General features: G+C 60.3%; 25 protein-coding genes, 1 tRNA gene and 1 pseudogene. 13 read left to right on the top strand and 14 right to left on the bottom strand.

What is annotated here, in order from left to right:
• Positions 1-130: 130 nt before the first annotated feature.
• Positions 131-206 (bottom strand) — tRNA-Asn (locus tag KP699_RS05895).
• Positions 207-327: 121 nt separating this feature from the next.
• On the opposite strand from KP699_RS05895, the gene KP699_RS05890 reads away from it, so the two are divergent.
• Positions 328-1,374, top strand: a complete 1,047-nt coding sequence (locus KP699_RS05890; protein ID WP_077931264.1) for an ABC transporter substrate-binding protein — start codon at positions 328-330, stop codon at positions 1,372-1,374.
• A gap of 54 nt (positions 1,375-1,428) precedes the next feature.
• Here KP699_RS05890 and KP699_RS05885 read toward each other — a convergent pair whose 3' ends face one another.
• Positions 1,429-2,343, bottom strand: a complete 915-nt coding sequence (locus KP699_RS05885; protein ID WP_215761947.1) for a DMT family transporter — start codon at positions 2,341-2,343, stop codon at positions 1,429-1,431.
• Between the two features lie 26 nt (positions 2,344-2,369).
• On the opposite strand from KP699_RS05885, the gene KP699_RS05880 reads away from it, so the two are divergent.
• Positions 2,370-2,927: a helix-turn-helix domain-containing protein gene (locus KP699_RS05880; protein ID WP_212373095.1), complete on the top strand. Its 558-nt coding sequence runs from the start codon at positions 2,370-2,372 to the stop codon at positions 2,925-2,927.
• Between the two features lie 164 nt (positions 2,928-3,091).
• Here KP699_RS05880 and KP699_RS05875 read toward each other — a convergent pair whose 3' ends face one another.
• From KP699_RS05875 to gluQRS, 3 genes are all read right to left on the bottom strand, one after another.
• A complete protein-coding gene (locus tag KP699_RS05875) occupies positions 3,092-4,297 on the bottom strand; it encodes a pyridoxal phosphate-dependent aminotransferase (protein WP_212373097.1) in 1,206 nt (401 codons plus the stop codon).
• A gap of 4 nt (positions 4,298-4,301) precedes the next feature.
• Complete coding sequence (locus KP699_RS05870) at positions 4,302-5,504, bottom strand: pyridoxal phosphate-dependent aminotransferase (protein WP_215761946.1); 1,203 nt, start codon at positions 5,502-5,504, stop codon at positions 4,302-4,304.
• 194 nt (positions 5,505-5,698) lie between these two features.
• The gene (gene gluQRS, locus KP699_RS05865; RefSeq protein WP_215761945.1) at positions 5,699-6,583 is read right to left on the bottom strand and encodes a tRNA glutamyl-Q(34) synthetase GluQRS; all 885 of its coding nucleotides are present in this window, start codon (positions 6,581-6,583) and stop codon (positions 5,699-5,701) included.
• Between the two features lie 215 nt (positions 6,584-6,798).
• Here gluQRS and KP699_RS05860 point away from each other — a divergent pair, with 215 nt between their 5' ends.
• A complete protein-coding gene (locus KP699_RS05860; RefSeq protein ID WP_212354192.1) occupies positions 6,799-7,362 on the top strand; it encodes an HNH endonuclease in 564 nt (187 codons plus the stop codon).
• 30 nt (positions 7,363-7,392) lie between these two features.
• On the opposite strand, the gene KP699_RS05855 is transcribed toward KP699_RS05860, so the two are convergent.
• Together KP699_RS05855 and KP699_RS05850 are read right to left on the bottom strand one after the other, a co-directional pair.
• Positions 7,393-7,662 carry a hypothetical protein gene (locus tag KP699_RS05855; RefSeq protein ID WP_077931817.1) on the bottom strand — a complete coding sequence of 90 codons (270 nt, stop codon included), beginning with the start codon at positions 7,660-7,662 and terminating at the stop codon, positions 7,393-7,395.
• A gap of 182 nt (positions 7,663-7,844) precedes the next feature.
• Positions 7,845-8,057 (bottom strand): heavy-metal-associated domain-containing protein, encoded by a 213-nt coding sequence (locus KP699_RS05850; protein ID WP_025827182.1) that lies wholly within the window; start codon positions 8,055-8,057, stop codon positions 7,845-7,847.
• Between the two features lie 205 nt (positions 8,058-8,262).
• On the opposite strand from KP699_RS05850, the gene KP699_RS05845 reads away from it, so the two are divergent.
• Complete coding sequence (locus KP699_RS05845; protein WP_215761944.1) at positions 8,263-8,928, top strand: hypothetical protein; 666 nt, start codon at positions 8,263-8,265, stop codon at positions 8,926-8,928.
• A 222-nt stretch (positions 8,929-9,150) separates the two neighbouring features.
• On the opposite strand, the gene hpnR is transcribed toward KP699_RS05845, so the two are convergent.
• Positions 9,151-10,692 carry a hopanoid C-3 methylase HpnR gene (gene hpnR, locus KP699_RS05840; RefSeq protein ID WP_215761943.1) on the bottom strand — a complete coding sequence of 514 codons (1,542 nt, stop codon included), beginning with the start codon at positions 10,690-10,692 and terminating at the stop codon, positions 9,151-9,153.
• A gap of 435 nt (positions 10,693-11,127) precedes the next feature.
• Positions 11,128-11,550, bottom strand: coding sequence for a nucleoside-diphosphate kinase (gene ndk, locus KP699_RS05835; RefSeq protein ID WP_043553592.1), 423 nt, complete (start codon positions 11,548-11,550; stop codon positions 11,128-11,130).
• 133 nt (positions 11,551-11,683) lie between these two features.
• On the opposite strand from ndk, the gene KP699_RS05830 reads away from it, so the two are divergent.
• Entirely contained in the window at positions 11,684-13,576 is a 1,893-nt protein-coding gene (locus KP699_RS05830; RefSeq protein WP_215761942.1) for an ABC-F family ATP-binding cassette domain-containing protein, read from the top strand.
• An 11-nt stretch (positions 13,577-13,587) separates the two neighbouring features.
• Here KP699_RS05830 and KP699_RS05825 read toward each other — a convergent pair whose 3' ends face one another.
• Positions 13,588-14,790: an MFS transporter gene (locus KP699_RS05825; RefSeq protein ID WP_215761941.1), complete on the bottom strand. Its 1,203-nt coding sequence runs from the start codon at positions 14,788-14,790 to the stop codon at positions 13,588-13,590.
• A gap of 153 nt (positions 14,791-14,943) precedes the next feature.
• On the opposite strand from KP699_RS05825, the gene KP699_RS05820 reads away from it, so the two are divergent.
• From KP699_RS05820 to KP699_RS05800, 5 genes are all read left to right on the top strand, one after another.
• Positions 14,944-16,110, top strand: coding sequence for an AI-2E family transporter (locus tag KP699_RS05820; RefSeq protein WP_025829010.1), 1,167 nt, complete (start codon positions 14,944-14,946; stop codon positions 16,108-16,110).
• Positions 16,111-16,182: 72 nt separating this feature from the next.
• Positions 16,183-16,860: a response regulator transcription factor gene (locus KP699_RS05815; RefSeq protein ID WP_025829011.1), complete on the top strand. Its 678-nt coding sequence runs from the start codon at positions 16,183-16,185 to the stop codon at positions 16,858-16,860.
• The gene (locus KP699_RS05810; protein ID WP_215761940.1) at positions 16,857-18,335 is read left to right on the top strand and encodes a HAMP domain-containing sensor histidine kinase; all 1,479 of its coding nucleotides are present in this window, start codon (positions 16,857-16,859) and stop codon (positions 18,333-18,335) included. Before KP699_RS05815 ends, KP699_RS05810 begins: the two co-directional genes overlap by 4 nt.
• 76 nt (positions 18,336-18,411) lie before the next feature.
• The gene (locus tag KP699_RS05805) at positions 18,412-18,765 is read left to right on the top strand and encodes a hypothetical protein (RefSeq protein WP_143217684.1); all 354 of its coding nucleotides are present in this window, start codon (positions 18,412-18,414) and stop codon (positions 18,763-18,765) included.
• Entirely contained in the window at positions 18,765-19,490 is a 726-nt protein-coding gene (locus tag KP699_RS05800) for an SIMPL domain-containing protein (RefSeq protein ID WP_215761939.1), read from the top strand. The genes KP699_RS05805 and KP699_RS05800 overlap by 1 nt, the downstream gene beginning before the upstream one ends.
• A 152-nt stretch (positions 19,491-19,642) precedes the next feature.
• Here the strand turns inward: KP699_RS05800 and infC are convergent, their stop codons facing one another.
• The 4 genes from infC to KP699_RS05780 all read right to left on the bottom strand — a co-directional run bounded on the left by infC (position 19,643) and on the right by KP699_RS05780 (position 24,070).
• Positions 19,643-20,164, bottom strand: a complete 522-nt coding sequence (gene infC / locus KP699_RS05795; protein ID WP_025829015.1) for a translation initiation factor IF-3 — start codon at positions 20,162-20,164, stop codon at positions 19,643-19,645.
• Positions 20,165-20,333: 169 nt separating this feature from the next.
• Positions 20,334-22,265 carry a threonine--tRNA ligase gene (thrS, locus tag KP699_RS05790; protein ID WP_086656273.1) on the bottom strand — a complete coding sequence of 644 codons (1,932 nt, stop codon included), beginning with the start codon at positions 22,263-22,265 and terminating at the stop codon, positions 20,334-20,336.
• A 36-nt stretch (positions 22,266-22,301) separates the two neighbouring features.
• Entirely contained in the window at positions 22,302-23,216 is a 915-nt protein-coding gene (locus KP699_RS05785) for a glycosyltransferase family 9 protein (protein ID WP_215761991.1), read from the bottom strand.
• Positions 23,217-23,230: 14 nt separating this feature from the next.
• A complete protein-coding gene (locus KP699_RS05780) occupies positions 23,231-24,070 on the bottom strand; it encodes a hypothetical protein (protein WP_237388752.1) in 840 nt (279 codons plus the stop codon).
• A 107-nt stretch (positions 24,071-24,177) separates the two neighbouring features.
• On the opposite strand from KP699_RS05780, the gene KP699_RS05775 reads away from it, so the two are divergent.
• From KP699_RS05775 to KP699_RS05765, 3 genes and pseudogenes are all read left to right on the top strand, one after another.
• Positions 24,178-25,404: a glycosyltransferase family 4 protein gene (locus KP699_RS05775; protein WP_215761938.1), complete on the top strand. Its 1,227-nt coding sequence runs from the start codon at positions 24,178-24,180 to the stop codon at positions 25,402-25,404.
• A gap of 48 nt (positions 25,405-25,452) precedes the next feature.
• Positions 25,453-26,283: an NAD kinase gene (locus KP699_RS05770; protein WP_077931815.1), complete on the top strand. Its 831-nt coding sequence runs from the start codon at positions 25,453-25,455 to the stop codon at positions 26,281-26,283.
• A gap of 95 nt (positions 26,284-26,378) precedes the next feature.
• Positions 26,379-26,954, top strand: a pseudogene (locus KP699_RS05765) (hypothetical protein); the annotation flags it as partial.

Genomic DNA, 26,954 nt, shown 5'->3' with positions numbered 1-26,954 from the left:
TCACCCAAAAGAGCCTGCCTGTAATGTTCTGTCCATTAGGCCGCACATAGGCCGCCGGAACGCATCTGGCCGCAAAAACAGACAATAATTTTTGCTATCTGTCTGGATTATTTTACTGTGTGAGAAAGGCTGGCTCCCGAAGTAGGACTCGAACCTACGACCCAGCGATTAACAGTCGCTTGCTCTACCAACTGAGCTATTCGGGATCAGCGAGGCATCGTATAACCGTGATCCGGGGGAGCCGTAAACCCCCTTTTTTCATTTTTTTTGTGTTTCCTGTTTTTATGAGCAGACGACGCGCAAAGCCCCTCGTGGTAAGAAAGACGCATGAGCGCACAAGGACCTTCCTCCGCCCCGGCTTTCCGCCGCAGAATTGTTCTGACAGGCCTTGCCGGACTGGCTGTGGCCGGAACGGTGGGCGCGTTTGAACACCACAGGCACAAACGCTCCCCCCGCAGACAGCCGGATGGTCAGTATCGTAAACTCAGGCTGATCTGGCCGCATGCGGATACCGCGCCGGTTCTGGCCGTAGCCTACCAGAAAGGTTTTTTTGCCCGCTATAGTCTGGATGTGGAAGGCGTCTTTGCACCGCAGAACGGCAATGATGCACTGGATGCGCTGGTTGCGGGCAAAGCCGATTACGCTGTTGCTCCGGCCCTCACCTGGCTGCCGCGCCTGTATAGTGGCCTGCCCGCCAGCCTTGTTCTGGGCATCCAGCCCGGCACGTTCCGCCTGCTGGTGCGGCGCGGGGCAAACATCACCCGGCTTGATCAGCTTGTCGGCCGGACCGTGGCCGTGCCTGATAAAAATGCCGCGGATAAATTCTTCTTTGCCATCATGATGCGCCGTAAGGGCATTAACGCCATGGACGGCATCACATGGACGGATATGCCAGCCGAGCAGATGGTAGACGCCGCCAGTGCCCGCACTCTGGATGCGCTCGTGGCGCATGACCCGCTGGCGTGGCAGTTACTCAACAGCCACCCGGACCTGTTTGCAGAACTGGTCAGCAGCAATACTGGCCATTACGCGGACCGCACCAGCCTGATCCTCGGTGCCTCTCACACCGCGCTGGAGACAGATCCGGACGCCGCAACCGCCCTCACCCTTGCATTGCGGGACGCAGCAAAATGGGCCAACCAGCACAGGGATGAAGCTGCAACACTGGTTGCTGATGAATCACCAGAGTTCAGCACTGAAACCATGCGCGCCATGATGCGCCATCAGCCTGCCATCAGCCCTGTAACGGGCCACGCGCTACGCGACCAGATTGCGCAGTACTGTGATGAATTGCAGCTTATCGGCCTGCTGCCCGATACAGAAGCCGCCGCCGATATTGCCCGGCGCACAACACGTAATGTGCTGAACGGCTAACAGACTTTTCCCCTCCGCGTCCTTTGTTTCTGACACCCGCAGGGCAGCGCAGGTTCAGGACAGTTCTGGCGCTTTCTTTTTACGCGGCAGGCGAATTTCACTCGCCAGAACCCCCAGCACAATCAGCCCGGCCCCGGCTATAGCCAGCGGTGGCAGGCGTTCCCCCGCAATGCGCCCCACAAGCCCGGCCCACACAGGTTCACCTGCGTAAATGACCGTCGCCCGCGTGGCGGAAATCGTTTTCTGCGCCCAGTTCATGGCAAACTGGATAACCGCGCTCATCACCCCCAGCCCTACGCCAGATGCCACCCAGACCCATGAAAACGCCGGAACATGCTCACCAGCCACCGGCATAAAGACCAGTGCCAGCAGGCCTGCTACCAGCAACTGCACGATGGTCACCCTGCGGCTGTCCACCCGCAGCGCATAGCGGCTGATCAGAATAATTTCCGCAGCTATGGAGACAGCACCGAGAAGAGTCGCAACTTCACCGGGGCTGAAGCTGAGGCCACTGGCTGCATCCGGTCCGGTCAGGCAGATCAGGCCAACAAATGCGATAAACACCCCAACCCAGCTCATCATATGCGGTCGGCGCTTCAGCACCGCCCACTGGAGAAAAGGCACCATCGGGACATAGAGCGCTGTGATAAACGCTGACTGGCTGCTGGAAATAGTCTTCAGTCCCAGAGTCTGAAAGGTATAGCCCAGAAAAACACCCACCCCGATCATGCAACCGGCCTTCAGCTCATACCGCGTCATACCCGCGAGGGATTTGCGGAACAGCAGAAGGGACATCAGACCAGCCGTAATAAACCGCACGCCCACAAAAAACAGCGGGCCGGTATGTTCCATGGTATGATGGATGATCAGGAATGTTGCCCCCCACAGCATGGTGATCAGGACAAGTATGATCTCCTGCTGGGACAGGAACTTGACGCGAGAGCCTGAGGGGGGTGGAGTCTTGATCATAGTTAGCAGCGTATATGGGCACTATAATGCACAATCAACCCCCACGATCCGATGTTTTAAAGTATGTGGGGACAAACCTGCGTCGCCTGCGCAAGGAAGCAGGCCTGAGTCAGGAGGCTCTGGCCAATGCCTCGGGTATCAGCCGCCGCATGATTGTCAGTCTTGAAGCAGGCAACGCCAATATTAGTCTGGGGAGTCTGGACCGGCTGGCAGAAGCACTGGACACAACCTTTCTCAAACTGGTGAGCAACCCGGAGCGGGAATTACGCCGCATTGAGGAAGTGATGTGGCGCGGCAAGACAGATGCCAGCAAGGCGACTCTTTTGGGCGCGGCCCCTGCGCGGCATGATACGCAGCTCTGGCTATGGTCCCTCGCACCGGGGGAACGCTATGTGGCGGAACCTGACCCGGAAGGCTGGCACGAGATGATTTTTGTGCTGGAAGGGACGCTGACCCTTGAGTTCGATACGGAAACTCAGCTTGTACAGGCCAATGATTTTACAATTTATAACAGCGCACAGAACTATGCCTATCTGAACGCTGGCAAGAAAATCCTGCGCTTTGTGCGTACGGTTTCTTCCTGAACGCACGACCTCTCACACACTCATCCAATCATGTGAAAGAACCCGCCTGATGCTTTCAATCAGCGGGAACAGCCTGTCCGACAAGACCACCTGATCAGGAGTGTTCCCTGCGGCACTCCCGCCTTCTCAGAAAAACAGGCAGACCCAAGCCTACTGTTCCAATTTCAGCGGAGCGTGCTGACAAACCGCTCCAGACGCGCACAGGCCTCCATCAGATCTGCATCGCCCGTGGCGCAGGAGAGACGCAGATATGGAGACTGCCCGAACGCGCTGCCCGGCACCGTAGCCACATAGCCTTCATCCAGAAAAGCCAATGCGAAATCATGATCGGTTTCCAGCCGTGTGCCGCCTGCCGTGGTGCGGCCAAGGCAGCCCGCTACACCGGGGTAAGCATAAAAGGCACCTTCAGGCATGGCGCAGGTCAGTCCGGGGATTCGCCGGAGCGCATCGACCACCATCTGCCTGCGGCGGCCATAGGTTGCCGCCATTTCCTGCACCAGATCCGCCGGGCCATCCAGCGCCGCCGCAGCCGCCGCCTGCGCAATGGTGCAGATGCCGGATGTCGCGTTGCCCTGAACGCCACGCATGGCGGCAATCAGATCTTTCGGTCCTCCGGCAAAGCCGACACGCCAGCCTGTCATGGCATAGGCTTTGGAAACGCCATTGAGCGTGATGATGCGGTCTTTCAGGTCCGGCGCAACAGCGGCGAGTGAGGCAGAACGCACGCCATCAAACACCAGATGTTCGTAAATCTCGTCTGACAGAACCCAGAGATCAGGATAGCGCCGCACGATTTCCGCAATCGGCTCAAGCTCCTCCGCCGTCATGACGGCCCCGGTCGGGTTATTGGGAAAGTTCAGGACAAGCCAGCGGGATTTTGGAGTCAGCGCTGCCGCAAGGGCTGCGGGGTCAAGCTTGAAGCCCTCTTCCTCCCGGCAGGGCACCACCACCGGCACACCGCCAAACATGCGGGCAATCAGCGGATAACTCACCCAGTATGGCGCTGGCACCACCACTTCATCACCGGGGTTGAGTGTCGCCATAAAGGCGTTGAAAATAACCTGCTTGCCACCGTTGGACGCCATAATTTCATCTGGCGCGTAGTCCAGTCCATTTTCCCGCGTGAATTTGCGGGCAATGGCAGCTTTCAGCGCAGGGGTGCCATCCACAGGCGGGTATTTGGTCTGCCCGGCCAGAGCGGCCGCATGGGCCGCCTCCACCACAGCGGGTGGCGTGGGGAAGTCCGGCTCCCCCAGCGCCAGAGAAATAACCGGCTTGCCTTCCGCCCGCAGCGCACGGGCACGGCGTGCCATCTCAATGGTTGCCGGAGCCGGAAGCCCGTCCAGCCGACGCGCGAAAGACCGTGCCATACTCTTAAATCAGCCCTTTGCAGAAACGCTGGATGCGGGCGCAGGCTTCCCGCAGGCTTTCCGTATCCGTGGCGTAGGAAATGCGCATGTAATCCGGATACATAAAGGCCGAGCCATGCACGGCGGCAACGCCTTCCTCTTCCAGCAGGGCTGTCACAAAATCCTCATCCGTTTCCAGCTTGCGCCCACCGGGAGAGGTTTTACCAAGGCACGCCTTGACGGACGGGAAGACGTAAAACGCACCTTCCGGCTTGTCACACTGCAAACCTTCGGCCTCATTCAGCATGTCCACCACCAGATCCCGCCGGGCCTGATAGGTTTTAACCATCTCGCCAATAAAGTCCTGCGGGCCAGTCAGAGCTTCAACTGCCGCCGCCTGCGCAATGGAGCAGGTGTTGGACGTGGACTGCCCCTGGAGCTTGTTCATGGCTTTGGTCAGTTCCACCGGCGCGCCGGAGAAGCCAATACGCCAGCCTGTCATGGCATAGGCTTTAGAGACACCATTCATCGTCACAGTGCGGGACCGCAGCAGAGGCTCGACTTCCACAAACGTAGCGGGGCGGAAGCCGTCATAAGTCAGCTTGGCGTAAATATCGTCTGTAAACACCCAGACATGCGGGTGCCGCAGCAGCACATCACACAGCGGCCGCAGGTCCTCGGCGGAATAGGCCGCGCCTGTCGGGTTACAGGGGGAATTCAGGAAAAGCCATTTTGTGCGCGGCGTAATCGCGGCTTCCAACTCTTCAGCCGTCAGCTTGAAGTCGTTTTCCCGGCGGCAGGGCACAATAACCGGCACACCCTCAGCCAGCGTCACGATATCCGGGTAAGACACCCAGCACGGTGCGGGAATAATGGCTTCATCACCCGGATTGAGCGTTGCCATCATGGCGTTGTAAATCACCTGCTTGCCGCCGGTGGACACAATGATTTCTTCTGGCGTGTAATCCAGACCGCTATCCAGACGGAAGCGTTCCGCCACGGCTTTGCGCAGAGCGGGAGTGCCTGCCACGTCCGTATAACGGGTCTGGCCATCTTCAATCGCCTTCATGGCGGCGCGGGCAATGTTGTCAGGTGTGCGGAAATCCGGCTCACCAGCGGAAAGACTGATGATATTCCGTCCCTGCGCCTTCAGCTCACGCGCTTTGGTCGAAATAACAATCGTCTGGCTCGGGCTGATCCTGTTCAGACGGTCAGCAACAATGCTCATAATTCCAACACTTCCTGACACATTATGCCATCGGCCCCGCCTCTGGCTGCCGGAACAGGGCCTGATGGAGATAAAAAACCGGCAAGGGCCGACACCCTAATGCGCTTCTGCGTCCGGCGGAACCGGGGAAACCACGCATGGCAGCAAATTTTATGAAAAATCTTTTATACAGAACCACAAGACTGCCGGATCGCTCACTTCAGCGCGTCGGGATATCCGGCGGCAGCACGCACGTCTTCCGGCGTCATACCGGCCTCCCGCATGGCACGGACGGCTTTCGCGCCGTCCCGCTTGGAAAGACGCCGACCCTCCGCATCACATAATAACGGGTGAAACAGATACGCTGGCGCGGGCCAGCCCACCAGCGCCTGTATCAGCCGGTGCAGGTCGGTTGCAGGACGCAGATCGTCTCCGCGCGTCACCAGTGTGACACCCTGCGCGGCATCATCATGCGTGACACACAGATGGTATGACGCCGGAACATCCCGTCGGGCCAGCACAACATCGCCAAACAATTCAGGCTGGCACTGCACTGTCCCGCGCGCGAGATCCTGATAGGTCAGAGGCCAGAGGGCAGGAACCTCCGTCCTGAGAGAATTGAGTGCCTTTGCCATATCCAGCCGCAAGACATGCGGCTTTCCCGCTGCCAGAGCCGCCGCCCGCGCCGGGGCGGACAGAGAACGGCACGTGCCGGGATAAAGTAGGCTCCCATCCGGCGCAGCATGTGGGGCGGACATCATGCCCGCAGATTCCCGCGCAATATCAGAGCGGGTGCAGAAGCAGGGATACAGCACCCCCATCTGCTCCAGCCCGTCCAGCGTTGCGCGATAGGCAGGCATATTTGCGGATTGCCGCAGCACAGGACGGGCAGAGCGCAACCCCAGCCAGTCGAGATCCTCCAGTAAAGCCGTGGCGTAATCGTCCCGGCAGCGTTGGGGGTCAATATCTTCCATCCGCACCAGCCAGAGGCCATGCGGCCCCTTTTGCGTCCAGCCTGCCAGAGCCGACGCCACATGCCCCAGATGCAACAATCCGGTCGGGCTGGGCGCAAAACGCGTCACCCATGAAGACTCCGTCATTGGGCACAACCGGGCAGAACAGGACTCATAACACTCTCATACAATGACAATAATACTGTTTTGTTAAATACTTAGGTCATTTCTTGCGATAAACAACTCTATCTGCAATACTCTTGCCAACACTGATCTCGACGACGCACTTCTGACGGCGTTCTGTTACGAGTTTTAACGCCTGCACCGGAAGTTGCGCCCTCACTCCCCCAAGGAGGCGCGTCTTGGCTGACGGCAGTACGATAAACTTCCCTGCTCTGGTGTTAAACGCGGATTTCCGCCCGCTCTCCTATTTTCCGCTCTCCCTCTGGTCCTGGCAGGATACCATCAAAGCTGTGTGCCTCGACCGTGTTTCGGTGCTGAGCGAATATGATGCTGAAGTCCATTCCCCTCACCAGACTTTCCGCCTGCCCAGCGTTATTGCGCTGAAGGACTATGTGCCCTCCGCCCGCAAACCCGCCTTTACGCGCTTTAATGTTTTCCTGCGGGACAATTTTTCCTGCCAGTATTGCGGAGACCAGCTCCCCACGCAGGATCTGACGTTTGACCACGTTATTCCCCGCTGCAAGGGCGGACGCACCACATGGGAAAATGTCGTCACCGCCTGCGGGATCTGTAATCTGCGCAAAGGCCCGCATCTGCCGCACAGCATCAACATGCTGCCCCGCCAGAGGCCTGCGCGCCCCACATCATGGCAGTTGCAGGATAATGGGCGAGCCTTTCCGCCCAATTACCTGCATGAAAGCTGGCGGGATTATTTGTACTGGGACACAGAACTGGAAAGCTAAAGGCCCCGGACAGAGCCGGGCCGCCCGGTTTTATCGAGTGTAGCTGTAACCGTATTCATCCGCCTGCTTTTGCAGATCGGGCGCATCTTTCAAATTCAGCGGCAATGGATGCGCGCCTTTTTCACCCAGAATGAAGTTATGATTGCTCATGCGCTGGCAGGTATTGGCCGCCAGAGGAAAGCTGAGGAACATCGGGCCTTTCATCTGATTTCTCAGGCAGGATACATCCGTATCCAGAAAAGGCTTCCGGCCAATTTCAGAGGAACAGCCACCCAGCAGCATAAGCCCGGTGAGCATCATTCCAAAGCCGAGTGTCTTCTTGTTCCGTCTCACAACCACGCTGACCTTTTTTCTCGCCACACCGCACCGGCATCCAGACGCCGGACAGGGCTTATCACCCTGCCATGCCTTGCCGCCTGCGCCTAGTATAAGGCTTGGCAAATCCCCCCCGTGCGGACCGCATGACACAGAGGGTTTCTGCCTTATCCGACGTCAAACCCCGCCCCGAGAATAGCATTCTGCAGGGAGGACTTGCCCGCCTGTGCCGGGTCATACTCCACTTTTACCTCGCCGGTGGCCAGATTAACATCCGTGCTTTTTACACCGTCCACCGCGGCCAGAGCGCGCCTGATGGAGGACACACAGCCATCACAGGTCATACCTTCAACCATAAAGCTTATTTCTGTGGTTGCCATGATTGCGTCACCTCGCATTGAAATCTCACCCTCTGGCGGCATTACGCCAGAACTGGCGCCCAGTGTACCCCATCCGCCCCTCCCGCCCCAACCCCTATCCGCCGGGGCAGGATAGTCCTCCACCCGCAGGGGCCTGACGGCAGCAGTCACGTCTTTTCACACTCCCCCTCTCGGCAGAGAGCCTGCTGGCGCGTAAGATACGCTTATGCCGGACACGCCTCACTTTTCTGCAACGCTCCCGCCTCAGCCGGAAACATACTGGCGGGCCACAACTCTGCATCGCCTGATGCTGATAGCCCTGCTGAACGAGCTGGATGCGGCCCTCCTCAGCACATCCAGCGCCACCCGGACGCTGGAAGACTGGAGCAGACGGCACCGCTTAGCCCCAGTCCCCACAGTACGGGCTGTCTGCCAGCAAACATCGCCACGCCTATGCCCGCCAGCCTTACGGCAGGCTCTTGGATTATCTGACGATATCCCGGCCGATGCGCTGCGTTATCGACATGTCCGGCTGATCTGTGGCGAACGTACTCTGTCAGACGCTGAAAACTGGTATCTGCCGGACCGCCTGACGGCGGAAATGAACACGGCGCTGGACACGACAGAAACCCCGTTCGGGCGTGTCACGGCGTCCCTCGCCTTCACGCGCCGCCTTGTGCTGGCTGAGCGCCTCTGGTCTCCGTTGCCTACGGGGTGGGAACTCCAGCCCCTTCCCGCCGGGTCCGATGCCCCTCTGGTTTTTCCACCTGTCCTGTTCCGGCATCATGCGGTGCTGGCCCGGCAGGACGGCACACCGCTCAGCGCGGTGATTGAAAGCTACACCGCCGGGGCTTTCAGCTTCCCACCGCCCGCCTTCTCAACCGCCTTGTAATTCTCAACCGCTTTGTAAACAGTCTTTACGCCGGACCCTGAACCCTGCCCCCCTTACAGAAGGTTCAGGCTCCAGATCCTTGCCTCAGCTCTCAGCTCTCAGCTCTCAGCTCTCAGCTCTCAGCTCTCAGCTCTCAGCTCTCAGCTCTCAGCTCTCAGCTCTCAGCTCTCAGCTCTCAGCTCTCAGCTCTCAGCTCTCAGCTCTCAGCTCTCAGCTCTCAGCTCAGGCGTTCTCGCTCATGCGGGTCTTGTCAACAAACTGTTCCGTCGCATCATCCAGCGCGCGGGTTTTGCGGCCACCCGGACCATGCACATACAGGTCTTTGCGGTCCACAGAGTCCACAACATCCGGCTGGATGGGCATCAGGTAACGCGCTTTGCGCATATGGTCGGCCAACTGGAGTTTGGGGTTAAAGACGGAGTTGAACTTCCACAGCATTTTTACGAAGTTTGTCTGCCCCTTCAGTAACAGACGACCCGCAATGCCTGCGGTATCTTTCAGCGCTTCCCAGCCCATATGTTTGGTGTTGAGCACCTGCTGGGTTTTCACCAGTTCTTCATAAAATTCCGGCAGGGGCAGCTTAGTGGGCAGCACGGCATGCTGGATATCAAACAGGCGATAGTCCCGCGTAGTCAGGCGGCGCGCTTCCTTGTGCCAGATTTCCGTGCCCGGATACGGGGTGGTGACGGAAATATTGACGATTTCCGGAATTTCCAGACACCACTGCCGCACCGCCTCAAACCGGGCGCGGTCCCAGTCAGGATCAGCAATAATGTTGATTGCGACAATCAGCCCCAGAGACCGCGCATATTCCAGAGCCTCAAAGTTCTTATCCAGTGAGACCCGTTTACGGAACTGCTTCAGCCCTTCCTCATCCACCGCTTCCATGCCGATGAAGATGTAGGACAGGCCGATCTCACTCCAGACCTTGAACACTTCCTTGTTCCGCAGCAGCACATCCGCCCGAGTTTCCAGGTAGTATTCTTTTTTAATACCGCGTTTTTTAATTTCATTGGCAATGGCCATACCGTGCTCTTCATGCACAAAGGCCACATCATCCACAATAAAAATGCCCGGTTCTTTGATCTCTTCCAGTTCATCCGCAATAACGGTCGGGCTGGCGGTGCGGTAAGAGCGGCCATAGAACGTCCATGCCGAACAGAATGTGCAGTCCCACGGGCAGCCCCGCGCAAATTCGATGGAGGCCGCAGGGTCCAGCGTGCCGATAAAGTATTTATTGCGGTGCCGCAGCAGGTCACGCGCCGGGCGGATGGCATCCAGCGATTCCACAAAAACCGGCGGCGGGCCTTCCCCGTCCATCGTCACCACACCGGGAACGCTCAGCAGATCTTTGCCATCTTCCAGTGCGCGCAGCAGCAGGCCGATGGAGGCATCTCCCTCCCCTTTCAGGATGCAGTTGACCGCCCCTTCGGACAGAGCCAGCACATCCCGAGCAATAAAGGAGACTGAGTGACCGCCAATAAACTGGAAAATATCGGGGTAGCGCACCCGTGTGGCGCGGCAGAGGTCGATAATTTCCGGTACATTGGCGAGGTAGTTTCCGGAAAAACACACCACATCCGGCTGAAAACTTTCCAGCAGCGCCCAGTAATCCTTATGGGTTTCAGCCTGCAGATCAATAAGCTGCACGTCATGCCCGGCGTCCCGCGCCGCACCTGCCACCAGTTCCAGTCCGAGTGGCTCCAGCCGGAGAAAAACCTTGGTATACATCAGGGCGCTGGGGTGAACCGCCAGGACTTTCATGACATTCCTTTCCTATACGGGCGACCACAGACAGGCATGGCCTCGACCGGTTTGTCAGAATTTCTTGAGCCCCGGATCATAAAGGATCAGCCCCGCGTAACCTTGGTGCTGACAACCCACCACCCATGCAGGAAACAAATGTCTTCACAGGGGGGTGCGGACGCAAAATCGCACCTTAACCCTTTGTTAAACCATTATTTTTCTATTATTGCAGTTTCATGACAAGCATCCGGAACGGTCTCTTCGGTCTGCTCATAACTTTTATGTGCATTCTGCAGGAGGCGCTGTGGGAAACACCATCAGCCCTCATACACATCTGGCCCGTCCAGCCCCCGGAACGCCGTGAGGCGCGCCGGGGGCTAGTACGGGCCAGAGTGTCTCATACCAGAGCAGTCATGCCGTCAGGCAAAGACCGCGCTGAAATGAACGTCCTTCTCAGGGAAGGATTTCGGTTTCCGCAAAGAAGAAGCGGATTTCATTGGCAGCGTTCTCTGCACTGTCGGAACCGTGCACGGAGTTGGCTTCAATGCTTTCAGCAAACTGAGCGCGGATGGTGTGTGCTTCAGCTTTCTTCGGATCCGTGGCACCCATGACGTCGCGGTTCTTGGCAACGGCGTTTTCGCCTTCCAGAACCTGCAGAACCACCGGGCCGGAGATCATGAAGGACACCAGATCGTTGTAGAACGGGCGTTCTTTATGCACAGCGTAGAACGCACCGGCCTGAGCCGGGGTGAGCTGCACGCGCTTCTGCGCCACAATCTTCAGGCCTGCGTCTTCAAACACGGCATTGATTTTGCCGGTCAGGTTACGACGGGTGGCGTCGGGCTTAATGATGGAAAGAGTACGTTCTGTCGCCATGTGCGGTCTCCTCATTCATAATCGGGCCGCACAATAAAGCGGCCTTTCCGCCTGCTCCTCTAGAGCATATTCGCGCAGGCTGGTAGGTACTTCACCAGATCATAATAAGATTCCAGCCAGAACGAGACCCTCCTTGAGCCTTCTTGTCATTTCCGACCTGACCCTCCGCATTGCTGGCCGCACCCTTCTGGACCACGCGGACCTCTCCATAGAACCTGGCCGCAAGGTCGGGCTGGTGGGGCGGAACGGGGCTGGAAAATCCACCCTGCTGGCCGCCATTGCGGGGGACCTTGCGCCGGATGGCGGAGAAATCCGCCTCTCCTCCCGCGCCCGCATGGCCCGCGTCAAACAGGAAGCCCCGGCTGACGGAGCCTCCCTGATGGAAACGGTTCTGGCGGGCGATACGGAGCGCACAGCCCTGCTGAACGAGGCCGAAACCGCGACAGACCCGGTCCGTATCGCAGAAATTCATGAACGCCTGCGCGCTATTCAGGCCGACAGCGCCCCGGCCCGCGCCGGGTCTGTGCTGGCTGGTCTGGGCTTTAGTGCGGAAGCCCAGCGCCGCCCTGTGTCGGACTTTTCCGGTGGCTGGCGGATGCGTGTCTCCCTCGCGACCGCCCTGTTTTTAGAGCCCGACCTTCTGCTGCTGGATGAACCGACCAACCATCTCGATCTGGAAGCAACTCTCTGGCTGGAAGGCTGGCTGACGCGCTTTGCCGGAGCCGCGCTGATTGTCAGCCATGATCGCGGGCTGCTGGATGCGTGCGTGGACGCCATTGCGCATCTGGACAAAGGCAAGCTCAGCCTCACCCCCGGCGGCTATGAGAATTTTGTACGAATCCGCACAGAACAGGCGTTGCAGCAGGCGCGCGCGGCTGAACGAATCGCAGCACAACGCGCCCATATGCAGTCCTTTGTGGATCGCTTCCGCGCCAAGGCCACCAAAGCCCGGCAGGCACAGGCCCGCCTGAAGGCGCTGGAAAAACTGCCGGTGATTGAAAGTGTGGTGGAGGAAACCCCCACCCGCTTCGCCTTCCCGGAGCCGGAGCAGCTGGCTCCGCCGATGTTCACGGCCAATCGCGTAAGTGTGGGCTATGGCACCACGCCCATTCTCACCAATCTGTCTTTCCGGCTAGATATGGAAGACCGGATTGCCCTTCTGGGGGCGAACGGAAACGGAAAATCTACCCTCGCCAAGCTGATTGCGGGGCGGCTGGAGCCGATGTCCGGCTCTGTCGAGCGCAATTCCCGCCTGAAAATCGGCTACTTCGCCCAGCATCAGGCGGAAGAGCTGGTGCTGCATCAGACCCCGATTGACCATATGGAGCGCGCCCTGCCCAAGGCCCTCCCGCCCGTCGTGCGGGCGCAACTGGCGCGGTTTGGGCTGGATGCGGACCGGGCGGAAACGCCGGTCAAGGATCTTTCAGGCGGTGAGAAGGCCCGGCTGCTCCTAGCGCTTGCCACGCGTGACGCCCCGCAACTGCTGATTCTGGACGAACCGACCAACCATCTGGATCTGGATGCGCGAGATGCGCTGGTCCGCGCCCTGTCCGAGTTTGAAGGGGCCGTATTACTGATCAGCCATGACCCGCATCTGGTGGAAATGGTGGCGGACCGGCTGTGGCTGGTCGCGGATGGGAAAGTCACGCCGTTTGAAGGCGACATGGCCGAATACCGCCGCTGGCTGATTGAGCAGAACCGCGCCGCCAACCGCAGCACAAAACCGGATACCTCCGCACAGGCCAGCCGTAAGGACGACCGGCGGGAACGCGCCGAGGCCCGCAAGGCTCAGGCTCCACTGCGCAAAATCATCAAAGATGCGGAAGCGAAGCTCGCCAGACTGGCGACGGAACGCACCAGAATTGAAACAACCCTCGCCGATCCGGCTCTCTACGCCGACGGCAAGGCCGATGAAGTCACCCGCCTGAACACCCGCCTTGCCGCCATTGGCAAGGAACAGGCGGAACTGGAAGAACGCTGGCTGGAAGCCGAAGCGGAAATAGAAAACGCGGCCCTAGAGGACTGACTCTCCGGGCGTCAGTCCGCCAGACGGGCTTCTTTCCTGCCGTCCCGCGCCTCACTCCACAAAGAGAGCAGGAACAGGAGAAGCCCGATGCAGGACAGGGCCATGCCCGCCCAGCCGGTTGCGGCGTCCCCATACCCGGCCACCAGCACAAGGCCACCCAGCCAGGCTCCCAGCGCGTTCGCCATATTAAACGCCGCATGGTTCATTGAGGCCGCAAGCGTCTGCGCATCAGCCGCTACATCCATCAGGCGCATCTGCATGGCGGGAGAAAGCGCAATACCACCCCCCAGCATGAACACCGCCAGAGCGGTCAGGGGGATATTGGTGGCAACCAGCGCAAACAGCCCCAGGGCGACGGCATTCCAGATAAACGCCCCGATGGTTGCCCATTTCAGGTTTCTGTCCATCACAATGCCGCCGACCCACGCGCCGACAAACATGCCGACACCCCACAGCGACTGGAACAGAGGAACCGCCCAGACCGGCACGTGGGTCACGCTCTGCAACGTCAGGGAGAAGTAGGTGTAGACGCAGAACATCCCCCCACACCCGACAGCCACAGTACCAATGACAAACCAGACCTGCTTGCGGGAAAACGCGGCCAGTTCCCCCAGAGCGGAGCGTGCACGGTTGGGCGCGTCATAGGGCACAAACATCTGCACCATCACACAGCACACCGCGCTGATCAGCCCGATCAGCAGATAAGACAGCCGCCAGCCAAAATACGTTCCGGCATAACTGGCAAAGGGTGCGCCCAGAATATTGGCGATGGTCATGCCCGCAAACACGCGCCCGACGGCGCGCCCCCGATACCCCCGCTCCACCAGACCCGCCGCAACCAGCGCGGCCACCCCCATAAAGGAGCCATGCGGCAGACCCGTAATAAACCGGGCAATTTCCAGCATGTGCAGGGAGGTCGCACAGGTGCTCAGGCAGTTTGTCACCGCAAACCACGCCATGAGCACCACCATCAGGGAACGGCGAGAAAAACTCGCCCCGATCACAGAAACCAGAGGAGCGCCCACCACAACACCCAGCGCGTAAGCGGAAATCGCACCCCCGGCTTCTGGCGCTGTCACATGCAGGCTGTCCGCAATCTGGGGCAAAAGCCCCATCGCCGCGAACTCCCCTGTTCCAATTGCAAATGTTCCCACAGCAAAAGCGAGAATGGCCTTTGAGGCTGCCTGAAGCCCCCCGTCGTTCCCGCCTGACATCGTTACCCGCACTCCCCAGTTCTCATTTTTGTCTGAATCATTTCATTCAGAACATTTTATTACAGAACGTACAAAAATATGTACTGTTCCCGGTCACTAAAATCCCCATCAGTCGTTACATAGCCATTCCGTCCTTTGAAAGAACTGCTTTCCATGACTTCCGCCTCCGCTTCTCCGCCTGATTGCGCCGCATCATCTGAGCAAACTGACAAAAAACAGACGGATACTGCCGCTCCGTCCTGCCCCGTCCCTGAAACTAACTCAGAGGACAGCGCCGGGTGGCTCGGCAGCATAACCCACATCCTGCGGCTAACGCTGGGGCTGGCCGTGATCGGGCTGATGGTGTGGCTGCTGGGGGATGTGCTGACCATCCTGTTCGCCGCGACGCTGTTTGCCGTGGTGCTGCATGGCCTGTCCAGAATTCTCGTCAAACATCTGCGCCTGCCCTACGGCTGGTCTCTGACGGCCGTGGTGGCTGCGCTGATCGCGGCGGTGGCGTTACTGGTGTGGGGCAGCGGTCCGGCCATTGTCAGCGAGGCCTCCAAACTACAGGACGCCCTGCGCCAGCAGGAAGCCTCTCTGCGCACCACCCTGCAACATAACCCCACCGGCCAGATGATCCTGAACTATCTGCCTGCCTCCCTTGGCGGCAATCAGGGCGGCAGTGGCGGCAGCCTCGCCTCGCTCGGCTCACGGATTGCAGGCTCCATGACCGGCATCCTTGGCTCCGCCTTTGGCGCTGCGGGCACGATTGTCGTGATTCTGATCGCCGGACTGTATTTCGCTATGGACCCGGCCCTGTATGCCAACGGCGCTCTGCGGCTGGTGCCCGTAGCGCAGCGCCCCCGCGCCCGGATGCTGATGCTGCGTGCAAGCCAGACGCTGTGGGCCTGGGTTGCCGGGCAGTCTCTGGACATGCTGGTGGTGGGTGTTCTCTCCGGCGTGGGCCTCTGGTTTATCGGCGTACCGCTTGCTCTGGCGCTGGGTGTGCTGGCGGGGCTGTGTAACTTCATCCCCTATATCGGCGCGATTATGGGGGCTGTGCCCGCCCTGCTGCTGGCGCTTTCTCTGGGCACGCGGGAAACCATCATGGTGGCGGTGCTCTACAGCGTGATCCAGTTTTTTGAAGGGAATGTTCTGGCACCCGTTATCCAGCGTCATGCCGTGCAGATGCCCCCGGCCATCACGGTCCTTTCCCAGACCCTGTTTGGCGCCATTCTGGGGTTCCCCGGTCTGATTTTTGCCTCCCCCTTAACCGCAGCACTCCTGTCCATTTTTGATGGATTAACGCCCCCCCTCTCAGATGACGAACGCGTATAAAAACTCCGTCGTGACAAACCGGTAGGAACACCGTAAGATTTTGGTAATTACTTCCGGAGTCTTGGTCCAGAAATGCGCATTCTTCTTGTTGAAGACGATCAAACAGTCAGAATCTTCATCGCTAAAGGCCTGTCCGAATCAGGGCATCTCGTCGAGCAGGCTGAAAACGGCAAAGATGGGTTGTCCCTCGCCACCAACGAGAATTTTGACATCATCATTCTGGACCGGATGCTGCCGGGCGGCGTGGACGGCATCCATATTCTCGAAACATTACGGCGGCAGGGGAACGTGACCCCTGTCCTGCTGCTCTCCGCTCTGGCGGATGTGGATGAAAAAGTTGCCGGGCTGAAAGCTGGCGCGGATGACTACGTCACCAAGCCCTTCTCCTTCAGTGAGCTTCAGGCGCGTCTGGAAGCACTTGTCCGGCGCAACCGGAACGAGGCCCAGCCGCAGACCCGCCTTGTGGTCGGGGATCTTGAAATTGACCTGCTCTCCCGTGGCGTCAAACGGGCCGGGCAGAAGATTGACCTGCAACCGCGTGAATTCCGGCTGCTTGAGTTTCTGATGCGCCATGCCGGACAGGTTGTAACCCGCACCATGCTGCTGGAAGGCGTGTGGGATTACCATTTTGACCCGCAGACCAACGTGATTGACGTCCATGTCTCCCGCCTGCGCCAGAAAATTGACAAGCCCTTTGGCCGTCCGCTTGTCCACACCATCCGCAATGCGGGGTATATGTTGCAGGAATGACCGCGCCGGTCTCCTCTGCGCCCGCAAGCCCGCAGCCCGGCTTTTTACGCCTCCGCTCGGTCAGCTTACGGTTCGCACTGGTTTACGGGACGCTTTTTGTCTGCTCCGCCGCCCTGTTTTTCTCCTTTATCTGGTGGGGAACCGCCGGGCTGCTGGAGCATCAGGTTGAACAGGCGATCACCCTAGATTCCCGCTCCCTGTTCAATATCTGGGAAGAAAGCGGCCCCACCGGCCTGACGATGGTGATTGATGACAGGCTGGAGCAGGACGTGGATGACAACGCCCTGTATCTGCTGATCAACAAAGACAGGAAATGGGTCGCGGGCAATCTCTCAGAATGGCCGCACCAGATTACCAGCGACCAGCGCTGGTTTAACCTCCCCGTTCAGCGCGCCTTTGCGCAGGATACAGCCAAGGTCCGGGCCTATGCTCTGCCGGAGGGGTACCGCCTGCTGATTGGGCGGGATATCAGCGGCCGCACTCTGCTGCGCAAGATGCTCACGGATACGCTGCTCTGGGCGTGCCTCATGCTCATTCTGCTGGCTGTTGGCGGTGGGTGGCTCATCCGGCGGCTGTTCCGGCACGTTATCCAGTCCATCAGCCGCACCACGCAGGCGATTACCCACGGAGATATGTCCCGCCGCATGCCGGTGCAGGGCACGGATGATGAGCTGGATGAAATTGCCATCACCATCAATGAAATGCTGGACCGGATCAGCCGCCTGATGGAGGGCGTCCGGCAGGTTTCAAACGCCATTGCGCATGACCTGCGCACCCCCATCGCCCGGGCGCGTGCCCAACTGGAAGATGCCGCGCTGCACGCAAAAAGTGAGGCGGAACTCCGCGCGGCCATGGAGCAGGCGGCCAGTAATCTGGACAACGTCACCGCTATTTTTGAAGCACTCCTGCGGATCGCCCAGATTGAATCCGGGGCGCGCCGCTCCGCCTTTGTGCAGTTTGATCTGGTTCCGGCGTTGCAGGATGTGGCGGACCTGTATCAGGCCGTGGCGGAAGAGCACGAGCTGAAATGTGTGCGGCATCTGCCCGACCATCTGCCCTTTTTTGGAGACCGCGCCATGTTCCAGCAGGCCGTGGCCAATCTGCTGGATAACGCCATAAAGTTCTCGCCCCCCAACGGCACAGTCACGCTGTCTGCTGAAATCCTGACCACCGGACGGCGCTCAGATGGCAGCAGCGACCGACAGCTCAGCCTGAGTGTGACGGATGAAGGGATAGGCATGAATGATGCCGATATGGCCCGTGCTTCCGAGCGGTTTTTCCGGGCGGAACAAGCCAGACATACCCCCGGTTCCGGCCTTGGTCTGTCTCTTGTGGAGGCCATTGTGCACCTGCATGACGGACAGTTACAACTCGCCTCAAACACCCCGGGGTTGCTCGCCCGCATCACCGTCCCGCTGCCGGATGAGGCCACAACCTCTTCTGAACGCGTTGCCGAACCTCCTCACCCCTTCTGATGCGCGCACATTAACGAATACTTATGCCCTCATTTCGGCCTTAAAAAAGACACTGCGCCCCTAAAACTATCGGGGCATGAGACGACCCCTGCCTCTCACCCTTGTGCTGATTTTAGGGAGTCTTGTGGTGACACCCCTCGCCACACGACTTTCAGCACAGGCCGTTATGCCCCCTGCCCCGCCTGCTGAGGAGCGACGGATTATGCGTGCGCTGCCCCCGAGCGAGCCGGTGGTCATTACCTCAGACAGTGTTGAGTTCTGCCTCCGGCTCTCGCATGTCATTGATAATTACAAGACGCAGGGCGTCTTGCCGCATACTGTCAGCCAGCTCCGGGACGAAGGCACAGACCTGTGCCGGCAGGGGCTGGTTCGCTCCGGACTGATCCGCCTGCGGCGCGCCATTGTCAGCCTGAAAAGGACAACACCGTAATGCGCCTCTCACCCCGCATCCCCTCCTTCCGTGTGCCAGCTTTTGCACTGGCCGTTGCCCTGATTGCTCCCGGCCTTGCCTTTGCGGAAACAAAACCGGAGGAGACCTACACCCGTCTGGATATCAGCGGCTCAGGCTCCGTTCAGGCAGCACCGGACCAGCTTACTGCGCATTTCCGGGCGGAAGGGCGGGCAAAAACAGCCGCCGCCGCTCAGCAGGCTGTCAACACGCTTGTCCATAAAGCGGTGGAACAGTCCGGCAAGACCTCCGGAATCAAAGCCGCCGTGCTGCAATATTCCGTTTCAGAAGAGCGACCGGACAAGGCTCCTGCCTCATGGACAGCCTCACAGTCCCTCACCTTTACCTCGCCCGATGGGTCAGGCCTGCTGCCGCTGACCGGAGACCTTCAGGGGGAAGGGCTGATACTGGAAGATCTTTCATGGTCTCTCTCGCCTGAAAACCAGAAAACGCTGAAGCTGGACGCCGAGAAAAAGGCCGTTGAAGACCTGAAAAAGCAGGCCGACACCCTTGCCGCATCCCTTGGCCTGCATGTTGTGCGGTTTGCCAAGGTGTCCATCTCCGATGGTGGCTACCCAAGACCTGTCATGCTGATGGCAATGCCCGCACGGGCCGGTCTGGCCGACGGTGCCCCTGCGCCTTCCAGCACAGCGGAAGTCCAGACGGTGCATGCCAGCGCCAACGCTACAGTTCTGCTGACGCCGTAAACCGAACGATAAACTGGCCGCCTGTGCATCTACTGCGGGCGGCAACTCGCCATAAAAAAAGCGCCTGTGCGGGGTTTCCCCTCGCACAGGCGCTTTTTGGTTCTGCCGGGCGGATCAGACTGCTTAGATCAGCCTGCACCCAGAGGCAGAGCTTAACGGGGTGCCAGCACCATGATCATCTGCCGGTTTTCAAGACGCGGCATCTGTTCAACTTTAGCCTGCTCTTCCATCTCGGTCCGGATACGCTCCAGCACCTTGATGCCCAGTTCCTGATGCGCCATTTCACGGCCACGGAAACGCAGGGTGACTTTCACCTTGTCGCCATCCCCCAGGAAGCTTTTTACGGAACGCATTTTAACCTGGTAGTCATTTTCGTCGATATTCGGACGAACCTTGACTTCCTTGATTTCAATGACCTTCTGCTTCTTGCGGGCTTCGTTACGCTTTTTCTGCTGCTCGTATTTGAACTTGCCGTAGTCAAGGATCTTGGCAACGGGCGGTTCTGCGTTCGGGCTGATCTCAAGAAGATCGAGTCCGACGCCATAAGCGCGAGCCAGCGCATCGCGGGTCGACATGACACCCGCCATCTCGCCTTCTTCGTCAATCAGACGAACCTGCGGAACGCGGATCTCTTCGTTAACACGTGGTCCCTCGCGGGTGGGCGGCGCGGGAATAGGGGGTCTGGCTATGGTCAGCTCCTGTCATGGATACAAAACAAACAGAAGCACCTCCCGGTGCTTCCGCTTACGGTGTTATTATGTGCGCAATTCTCAGCCGTTTATCAAGCATATCCGGCCAGAAAACAGACTCATTCCAGCCCTGCCAAAAACAACCGGCCGAGTCTCACGCCTTTTTGCGCAGGTCCGGCGGCGTTGCTTCCTCAGTCATCAGGGCTACAACCTCATCAAACCCGAGGGTTTCCTGATCTTTCCCGCCCAGACGGCGCATGGCCACGGTCCGCTCCTCCGCCTCCCGGCGGCCAACCACCAGAATAACCGGCACGCGCGCCACACTATGCTCACGAATCTTGGCGTTGATCTTGTCGTTCCGCACATCAGCCTCCGCGGCCAGACCAGCCGCGCGCAGGGCCGCGGCCACCTCTTCCGCGTAGGCTCCGGCATCACTCACGATAGACGCGACAACCACCTGCACAGGGGCCAGCCAGAGCGGGAAGCGGCCAGCATGCTGCTCAATCAGAATACCAAGGAACCGCTCGAATGATCCAAGAATCGCGCGGTGCAGCATTACCGGCCGGTGGCGTGCTGAGTCCTCGCCAATATAGCTCGCATCGAGTCGTTCCGGCAGCACCAGATCGACCTGAAGCGTGCCGCACTGCCAGTCACGCCCGATGGCGTCACGCAGCACAAATTCCAGCTTGGGGCCGTAGAACGCGCCCTCACCGGGGTTATATTCATACGTCACACCGGCCACTTCACACGCTTCCTTCAGCGCGCTTTCAGCTTTGTCCCATGTTTCGTCACTTCCGGCCCGCTGTTCCGGGCGGTCCGCAAACTTCACGCGGACATGCTCAAAGCCCAGATCCTTGTAGACCTCATGCAGCATCCGTACGAACTGCACGGTTTCATCCGCAATCTGATCTTCCGTGCAGAAGATATGCGCATCATCCTGCGTAAAGCCGCGCACACGCATCAGCCCATGCAGCGCGCCAGAGGGTTCATACCGGTGGCAGGCCCCGAATTCCGCCATCCGCATCGGCAGTTCACGGTAGGAGCGCAGGCCGTGGCGGAAAATCTGCACATGGCACGGGCAGTTCATGGGTTTGAGAGCGAGGGTCTTATCCTCATCCTCCACCGTCGCCACAAACATGTGGTGGCGGTATTTGTCCCAGTGGCCGGAGGCTTCCCACAGGCCACGATCCACCAGTTGCGGGGTCCGCACTTCCTGATAGCCGCCACGGGTCTGGGCGCGGCGCATGTAGTCCTGAAGGGCGCAATACAGACGCCAGCCTTTATGGTGCCAGAAGATCTGCCCCACCGCTTCTTCCTGAAAATGGAACAGGTCCATTTCCCGGCCAATGCGGCGGTGGTCACGGCGTTCCGCCTCTTCAAGCTGGTGCAGGTGCGCGTCCAGTTCTTTCTGGTCCCGCCATGCGGTGCCGTAAACACGGGTCAGCATGGGATTGCGGTGGTCACCGCGCCAGTAAGCCCCGGCCACCTTCATGAGTTTGAAGGCCGTGCCAACATCCTTTGTGTTGCGCAGATGCGGGCCTCGGCAGAGGTCCAGCCACTCGCCCTGACGGTAGATGGAAATATCCTCATCTTCCGGCAGATCACGGATCAGCTCGGCCTTGAAGCGCTCCCCCTTCTCTTCAAAGAAGGCAATCGCCTTATCCCGCGGCCAGACTTCCCGCACGAAGGGCTCGGCATTGGCAACGATGTCCTTCATCCGCGCTTCAATCGCGGCGAAGTCTTCCGGGGTAAACGGCTCGTTGCGATAGAAGTCGTAATAAAAGCCGTTTTCAATGGACGGCCCGATGGTCACCTGCGTGCCGGGGTAGAGAGACTGCACAGCTTCGGCCAGCACGTGGGCGGCGTCATGCCGGATCATCTCCAGAGACTCCGGGTCTTTCCGGGTAATAAAACGGACGGCGGCATCTTCGCTTATGGCACGGCCAATATCCTGCAATGCACCATTGACCTCCATGGCCAGTGCCGCTTTGGCCAGCCCCGGCCCGATGGCTTCGGCAATGGCCGTGCCCGTAACCGGCCCGTCAAAACTACGAACGGATCCGTCAGGCAAGGTGATGGCAGGCATGGAAGAACTCCGGAGATCAGATGGTTGGAAAGGTTTCTAATGGCGGCAGGAGAGCGCGGCTGCAACCCTGTTGACGGAAAGTGTCGCCAGATCCTGCACAGAAAGCACACAAACCTGCCCCGGCACGCGCCCGAGCGGCGCAGTGAGGGACGGATTGCTGTCCGCGGAAAACAGCACAACGGAGGGGCAGCCCATCAGCGCGGCCAGATGCATTGGCCCGGTATCATTCCCCACCGCCACCTGCGCCCGTGCGGCCAGCCCTGCCAGTTCCGGTAAGGTTGTCTGGCCCGTCAGGTCCAGCGCCTGCGGGCAGGCCTGCCGGATAATGTCCGCAAGCGGTGCCTCCCCCCGGCCACCCACAACTACAGGCAGCAGCCCCCGGCTTTCCAGACGGGCCGCAAGCTCGGCATACCGGCGCACCGGCCAGCGTTTAGCCGGGCGATGCGGAGAGGCTCCGGGCACAATCAGCGCATAGGGTCTGTCCAGATGCGGCCCGCGTTCCGCCAGCCATGACACATCCGGCACCGGCACATCCGCAATACCTGCCCGCCGCAGCTGGTCGCGCTGGCGGGGGCCTGTATGCATGTCATTCCGCCAGCGGTTATCATGCCGCAGAGGGCCGTGCCCCACATGCCCGCACCAGCTTGCCGGGCGTCCGGCCAGCACAAAATAACGTGCTGTGCGGCTGGAGGTCTGAAGGTCGTAAATCCTGTCATAGCTGCGCAGGGACTGCCGGAGCTTCCGCAGGGCCGGAAGATTGCTCCATGCAGGCCGCTGGTCGGTTTCAACTGCGTCAAACCAGGGAGAAAGGCGGGCCAGCTCTACAAAAGGCTGCGTGGTCAGGAGCGTGATAAACGCCTGATGATGCGCCGCCCGGATAGCCTGAAATGGCCCGAAGCTCTGCACAAAATCCCCCAGCGCCCCCAGCCGGATGACCAGAACACGCTGCACAGCCTGCGGTTGCGTCACGGCGAATCCGGGTCAGCCGCCAGAACAGCCAGATCCTGCCGTGCGCGGTCAGCCTCGTGGCTGTCAGGTGCAACATCCAGCACATGTTGCCAGTCCGCCTGCGCGCCCGTGGCATCCCCAACCTGCTCCCGGATAATCCCGCGTTCCAGAAGGGCGGCGGCATTTTCCGGCATCCGCTGCAAGGCCAGCGTAATATGCTGGGTCGCTTTATCCAGTTGCCCCAGACGCCGCTCTGCTGAGGCCAGCAGTACAAAGGCTTCCGGCGGGGCTTCCGCCCCACGCGCCACCAGAGAGGTCAGATCCGCCACCACAGCACCGGCATTGCCTTGCTCAAGCAGCGCCCGTGCTTTGGCCAGACGCAGAGAAACATCACCGGGGCGCACAGAGAGGCCGAAATCCACAATATTTAAGGCACCCGGAATATTCCCGGCTGAAAGCCAGGCTTCAGCCGCTTCTTCCGCCATGACGGCCCGCAGGCTGGCGGAGCTTTCCGGGCCGGAGGCCGGGGCTTTGCGGACCAGATCATCCAGTTCCTGCGCCGCGTCCAGTTCATCCCCCAGCTCCAGCAGGGCCAGAGCATGGCAATGCCGGGCCTCACGGTCTCCGCCGTGCTTCAGCCAGTCCTGCGCATAATCCCGCGCGCCGAAGGGGTCTTCCTCCACCATGCTCATGCACTCAGCAAGCGCCCATGTCTGCCGGGCATCCTTTGCGCCATGCGCCGCAGGCGTAGCCGCGCGGGCCGGACCGCCAGCCAGCAGAAGGCCCAGCCCCACCGTTGCAACAAAAGGCGTGCAACGCACCGGAGCAGGCCGCAGAGAGAGAGACAAATGCGTCATTCCTTCTTCCATAACGCGGATACGGGCCGGGTGGTCAAGTCAGACCACAGGGCCGCAGGTGCGTGGAAGAGTGTCTGTTGCCGGAAAACCATGCTAACAGCCCAGATATGACGATTACGCCATCCTCCCCCGTCATCCTGCAAATTCTTCCGGCACTCGAACAGGGCGGGGTTGAACGGGGCACTCTGGAAATGGCCGATGCCATCACTCAGGCCGGTGGCAGCGCACTGGTCATGAGCGCAGGCGGCAGACTGGTCCCCGCGCTGGAGCGGCTGGGCGCGCAGCACCATATGCTCACCCGCTGCGGCAGCAAAAACCCCGTCTCCATCCTGCGGAACGCAGGCACACTGGCGCGCTTTATCCGGCAGAACAACGTGGCCCTTGTCCATGCCCGCTCCCGCGCCCCGGCATGGGTGGCGCGGCTGGCCTGCACCCGCACAGGCACCCCGTTTGTCACCACATGGCATGGCGTCCATGCCAATAATTTTCCCGGAAAAAAACGCTATAACGCCGTGCTGGCTGCGGGAGACCGCGTGATTGCCATCAGCCGGCATATCGGCGAGCGGCTGGCGCAGGAGTATCATGTCGGGCCGGACCGCCTGCGCGTGATCCCGCGCGGGGCGGATAGTGCCCAGTTCAGCCCGGAAGCCGTCAGCGGGCAGCGGGTGCACCGGCTGAGCGAAAGCTGGAGCATCCCCGCCGGGGTGCCGGTGCTTCTGATGCCCGGCCGCCTGACGGAATGGAAAGGCCAGCGTTTTCTGCTGGAAGCCCTCGCGCGGGTTAAGCAGACCACCCCGCAGACACCGTGGATATGTGTTTTTGTGGGCTCCTGCCCCCCCGGCAATCGCTATGCGGAAGACCTTGTGACATACGCCCGCACACTGGGGCTGACAGAGCAGGTGCGGTTTGCCGGGCATTGTCAGGATATGCCTGCGGCCATGGCGCTGGCGACGCTGGTTGTGATCCCCTCGCTCCGGCCAGAACCGTTTGGCCGTGTGGTGGTGGAAGCACAGGCCATGTGCCGCCCCGTGATTGTAACCGCTCACGGCGCCGCGCTGGAAACTGTTCAGCACGGTATGACGGGCCTGAGCGTCCCGCCGGGGGATGTGCAGGCTCTGGCCGAAACACTTGCCGCTGTCCTGCATGCGCCGCAGGAAGGCCTGCATGCTATGGGGGAGGCGGCCCGCGCCACGGTGCTGGCTCGCTACACCACCCACGCCATGCAGCAGGCCACCCTGAGCGTGTATGATGAACTGCTTGGCACCCATCTGCATGAAGCCGGCCTCCATAAAAATGAGGCCGCCCCCTTTCAGGATCAGACCATTGCAGGATAAGGAATGCGGCCTGCCCACCCGCTTTTTCCGCCATCAGCCCGCCATGGGATGCCTGCCATGACCAGCTTTCCGCCTCCCTCAGCAGCCGCTGCGCCCGTGCTGTCAGACGTGCCGGAACGCATTGCCTTTCTGGCTGCGCCGACCGATGTCGCCCGGCATGAGTTTGACCGCCTGACCCGCCAGTACGGCAACTGCCATCCGGGAGACGCGGACGTCGTTGTCTGCCTTGGGGGCGACGGCTTTATGCTGGAAACGCTGCGCGTGGTGCTGGAGCAAAATCTGACCGTGCCGGTTTATGGCATGAACTGCGGCTCCGTCGGGTTTCTGATGAACCCGATGCTGGAAGACAGCCTTCCGCAGCGCCTGACCACCACACAAGCCGCCACCCTGCACCCCCTGCGTATGAAAGCCCGCACCATGCAGGGTGACACGCATGAGGCACTGGCCCTGAATGATGTCTTCCTGTTCCGCCAGACCCGTCAGGCCGCGAAAATCCGGGTCGATGTGGATGATCTGGTGCGTATGCCCGAACTGATCTGTGATGGCGCGCTGCTCTCCACCCCCGCCGGGTCCACCGCCTATAATCTGTCCGCCCACGGCCCTATTGTCCCGCTTTCGGGCAATCTTCTACCGCTGACCCCCATCTGCCCGTTCCGGCCCCGGCGCTGGCGCGGGGCGCTGCTGCCGTCCACCGCCCGGGTTGGCTTTACCATTCTGGAGCCGGAAAAACGCCCGGTGGCCGCAGTGGCAGATTCGATAGAGATCCGGGATGTGGTGTCCGTGCAGATCCATGAGGACCGCACTCTGGCCGTCACGGTGCTGTTTGACCCCGGCCAGACACTGTCCGAGCGCATTACCGCAGAGCAGTTTTCTGCCTGATGCCGCATATTCGCCCCTTCCGGCGTATAAAAGATCATCGTGAAAGGCGTTCTGCCATTCCACCCCGTCCCTCTTCTGGTTTAGTCTTGCCCGCAATGCACAACGCTCATCTCCGACCGCGCCGTCTGACAGGATTGTGCGCCCTCCTGCTGCTGCCGACCACGCTGGCGCACGCGCAGGTTGTCACCAACACACAGGCGCTGGACAAGCTGGCCAGCAAGCCCGCGGCCCCGGCAACGCCCGCCCACAGCGCGCCGCATCCGGCTGCGCACAAGGCAAAACCTGCACCAAAACGGACGGTAAAACAGCCCGCGGCGGAACCTGCGCTGACCCATCTGGCCACGCCAGCGGCAGCAGGCGCCGGGACGGGTGCACCCTCTGCACAGGGCGCGTCTTCCACCCCTCCCAATGCTCCTGCCACGCTCGCTGGCACTGGCACTGGCACTGGCACTGGCACTGGCACTGGCACTGGCACTGGCACTGGCACTGCTGCAACTCCAGCCGCTGGCCCTGTCAAACCCGCGCACCCGGCGCCTGCTGCCGCTGGCGTGGCCAGATGGGTCAGCGCAGGTTCCGCCGCGGGCTGTTTTACCGTCCGTTTTGGTGCAGGTTTTGCCTTGTGCGCAGCCGGATGCGGCGCGCTGTGGGCGGGCGTTGCCGGGGCCGCGGGC

Origin of the sequence: Acetobacter sp. P1H12_c (assembly GCF_018811975.1) — a bacterium.
Lineage (GTDB): Bacteria > Pseudomonadota > Alphaproteobacteria > Acetobacterales > Acetobacteraceae > Acetobacter > Acetobacter persici.
This window is presented reverse-complemented; position numbering and strand designations above follow the sequence as displayed.

Coding starts and splice junctions, on each gene's coding strand:
- KP699_RS05780 (WP_237388752.1), bottom strand. CDS start 24,070: ATGACGCATTTGTCTCTCTCTCTGCGGCCTGCTCCGGTGCGTTGCACG.
- KP699_RS05775 (WP_215761938.1), top strand. CDS start 24,178: ATGACGATTACGCCATCCTCCCCCGTCATCCTGCAAATTCTTCCGGCA.
- KP699_RS05825 (WP_215761941.1), bottom strand. CDS start 14,790: ATGTCAGGCGGGAACGACGGGGGGCTTCAGGCAGCCTCAAAGGCCATT.
- KP699_RS05855 (WP_077931817.1), bottom strand. CDS start 7,662: ATGATGCTCACCGGGCTTATGCTGCTGGGTGGCTGTTCCTCTGAAATT.
- hpnR (WP_215761943.1), bottom strand. CDS start 10,692: ATGAAAGTCCTGGCGGTTCACCCCAGCGCCCTGATGTATACCAAGGTT.
- KP699_RS05875 (WP_212373097.1), bottom strand. CDS start 4,297: ATGGCACGGTCTTTCGCGCGTCGGCTGGACGGGCTTCCGGCTCCGGCA.
- KP699_RS05805 (WP_143217684.1), top strand. CDS start 18,412: ATGAGACGACCCCTGCCTCTCACCCTTGTGCTGATTTTAGGGAGTCTT.
- KP699_RS05800 (WP_215761939.1), top strand. CDS start 18,765: ATGCGCCTCTCACCCCGCATCCCCTCCTTCCGTGTGCCAGCTTTTGCA.
- KP699_RS05880 (WP_212373095.1), top strand. CDS start 2,370: ATGCACAATCAACCCCCACGATCCGATGTTTTAAAGTATGTGGGGACA.
- KP699_RS05845 (WP_215761944.1), top strand. CDS start 8,263: ATGCCGGACACGCCTCACTTTTCTGCAACGCTCCCGCCTCAGCCGGAA.
- thrS (WP_086656273.1), bottom strand. CDS start 22,265: ATGCCTGCCATCACCTTGCCTGACGGATCCGTTCGTAGTTTTGACGGG.
- KP699_RS05815 (WP_025829011.1), top strand. CDS start 16,183: ATGCGCATTCTTCTTGTTGAAGACGATCAAACAGTCAGAATCTTCATC.
- KP699_RS05850 (WP_025827182.1), bottom strand. CDS start 8,057: ATGGCAACCACAGAAATAAGCTTTATGGTTGAAGGTATGACCTGTGAT.
- gluQRS (WP_215761945.1), bottom strand. CDS start 6,583: ATGACGGAGTCTTCATGGGTGACGCGTTTTGCGCCCAGCCCGACCGGA.
- KP699_RS05810 (WP_215761940.1), top strand. CDS start 16,857: ATGACCGCGCCGGTCTCCTCTGCGCCCGCAAGCCCGCAGCCCGGCTTT.
- ndk (WP_043553592.1), bottom strand. CDS start 11,550: ATGGCGACAGAACGTACTCTTTCCATCATTAAGCCCGACGCCACCCGT.
- KP699_RS05870 (WP_215761946.1), bottom strand. CDS start 5,504: ATGAGCATTGTTGCTGACCGTCTGAACAGGATCAGCCCGAGCCAGACG.
- KP699_RS05890 (WP_077931264.1), top strand. CDS start 328: ATGAGCGCACAAGGACCTTCCTCCGCCCCGGCTTTCCGCCGCAGAATT.
- KP699_RS05820 (WP_025829010.1), top strand. CDS start 14,944: ATGACTTCCGCCTCCGCTTCTCCGCCTGATTGCGCCGCATCATCTGAG.
- KP699_RS05885 (WP_215761947.1), bottom strand. CDS start 2,343: ATGATCAAGACTCCACCCCCCTCAGGCTCTCGCGTCAAGTTCCTGTCC.
- KP699_RS05770 (WP_077931815.1), top strand. CDS start 25,453: ATGCCTGCCATGACCAGCTTTCCGCCTCCCTCAGCAGCCGCTGCGCCC.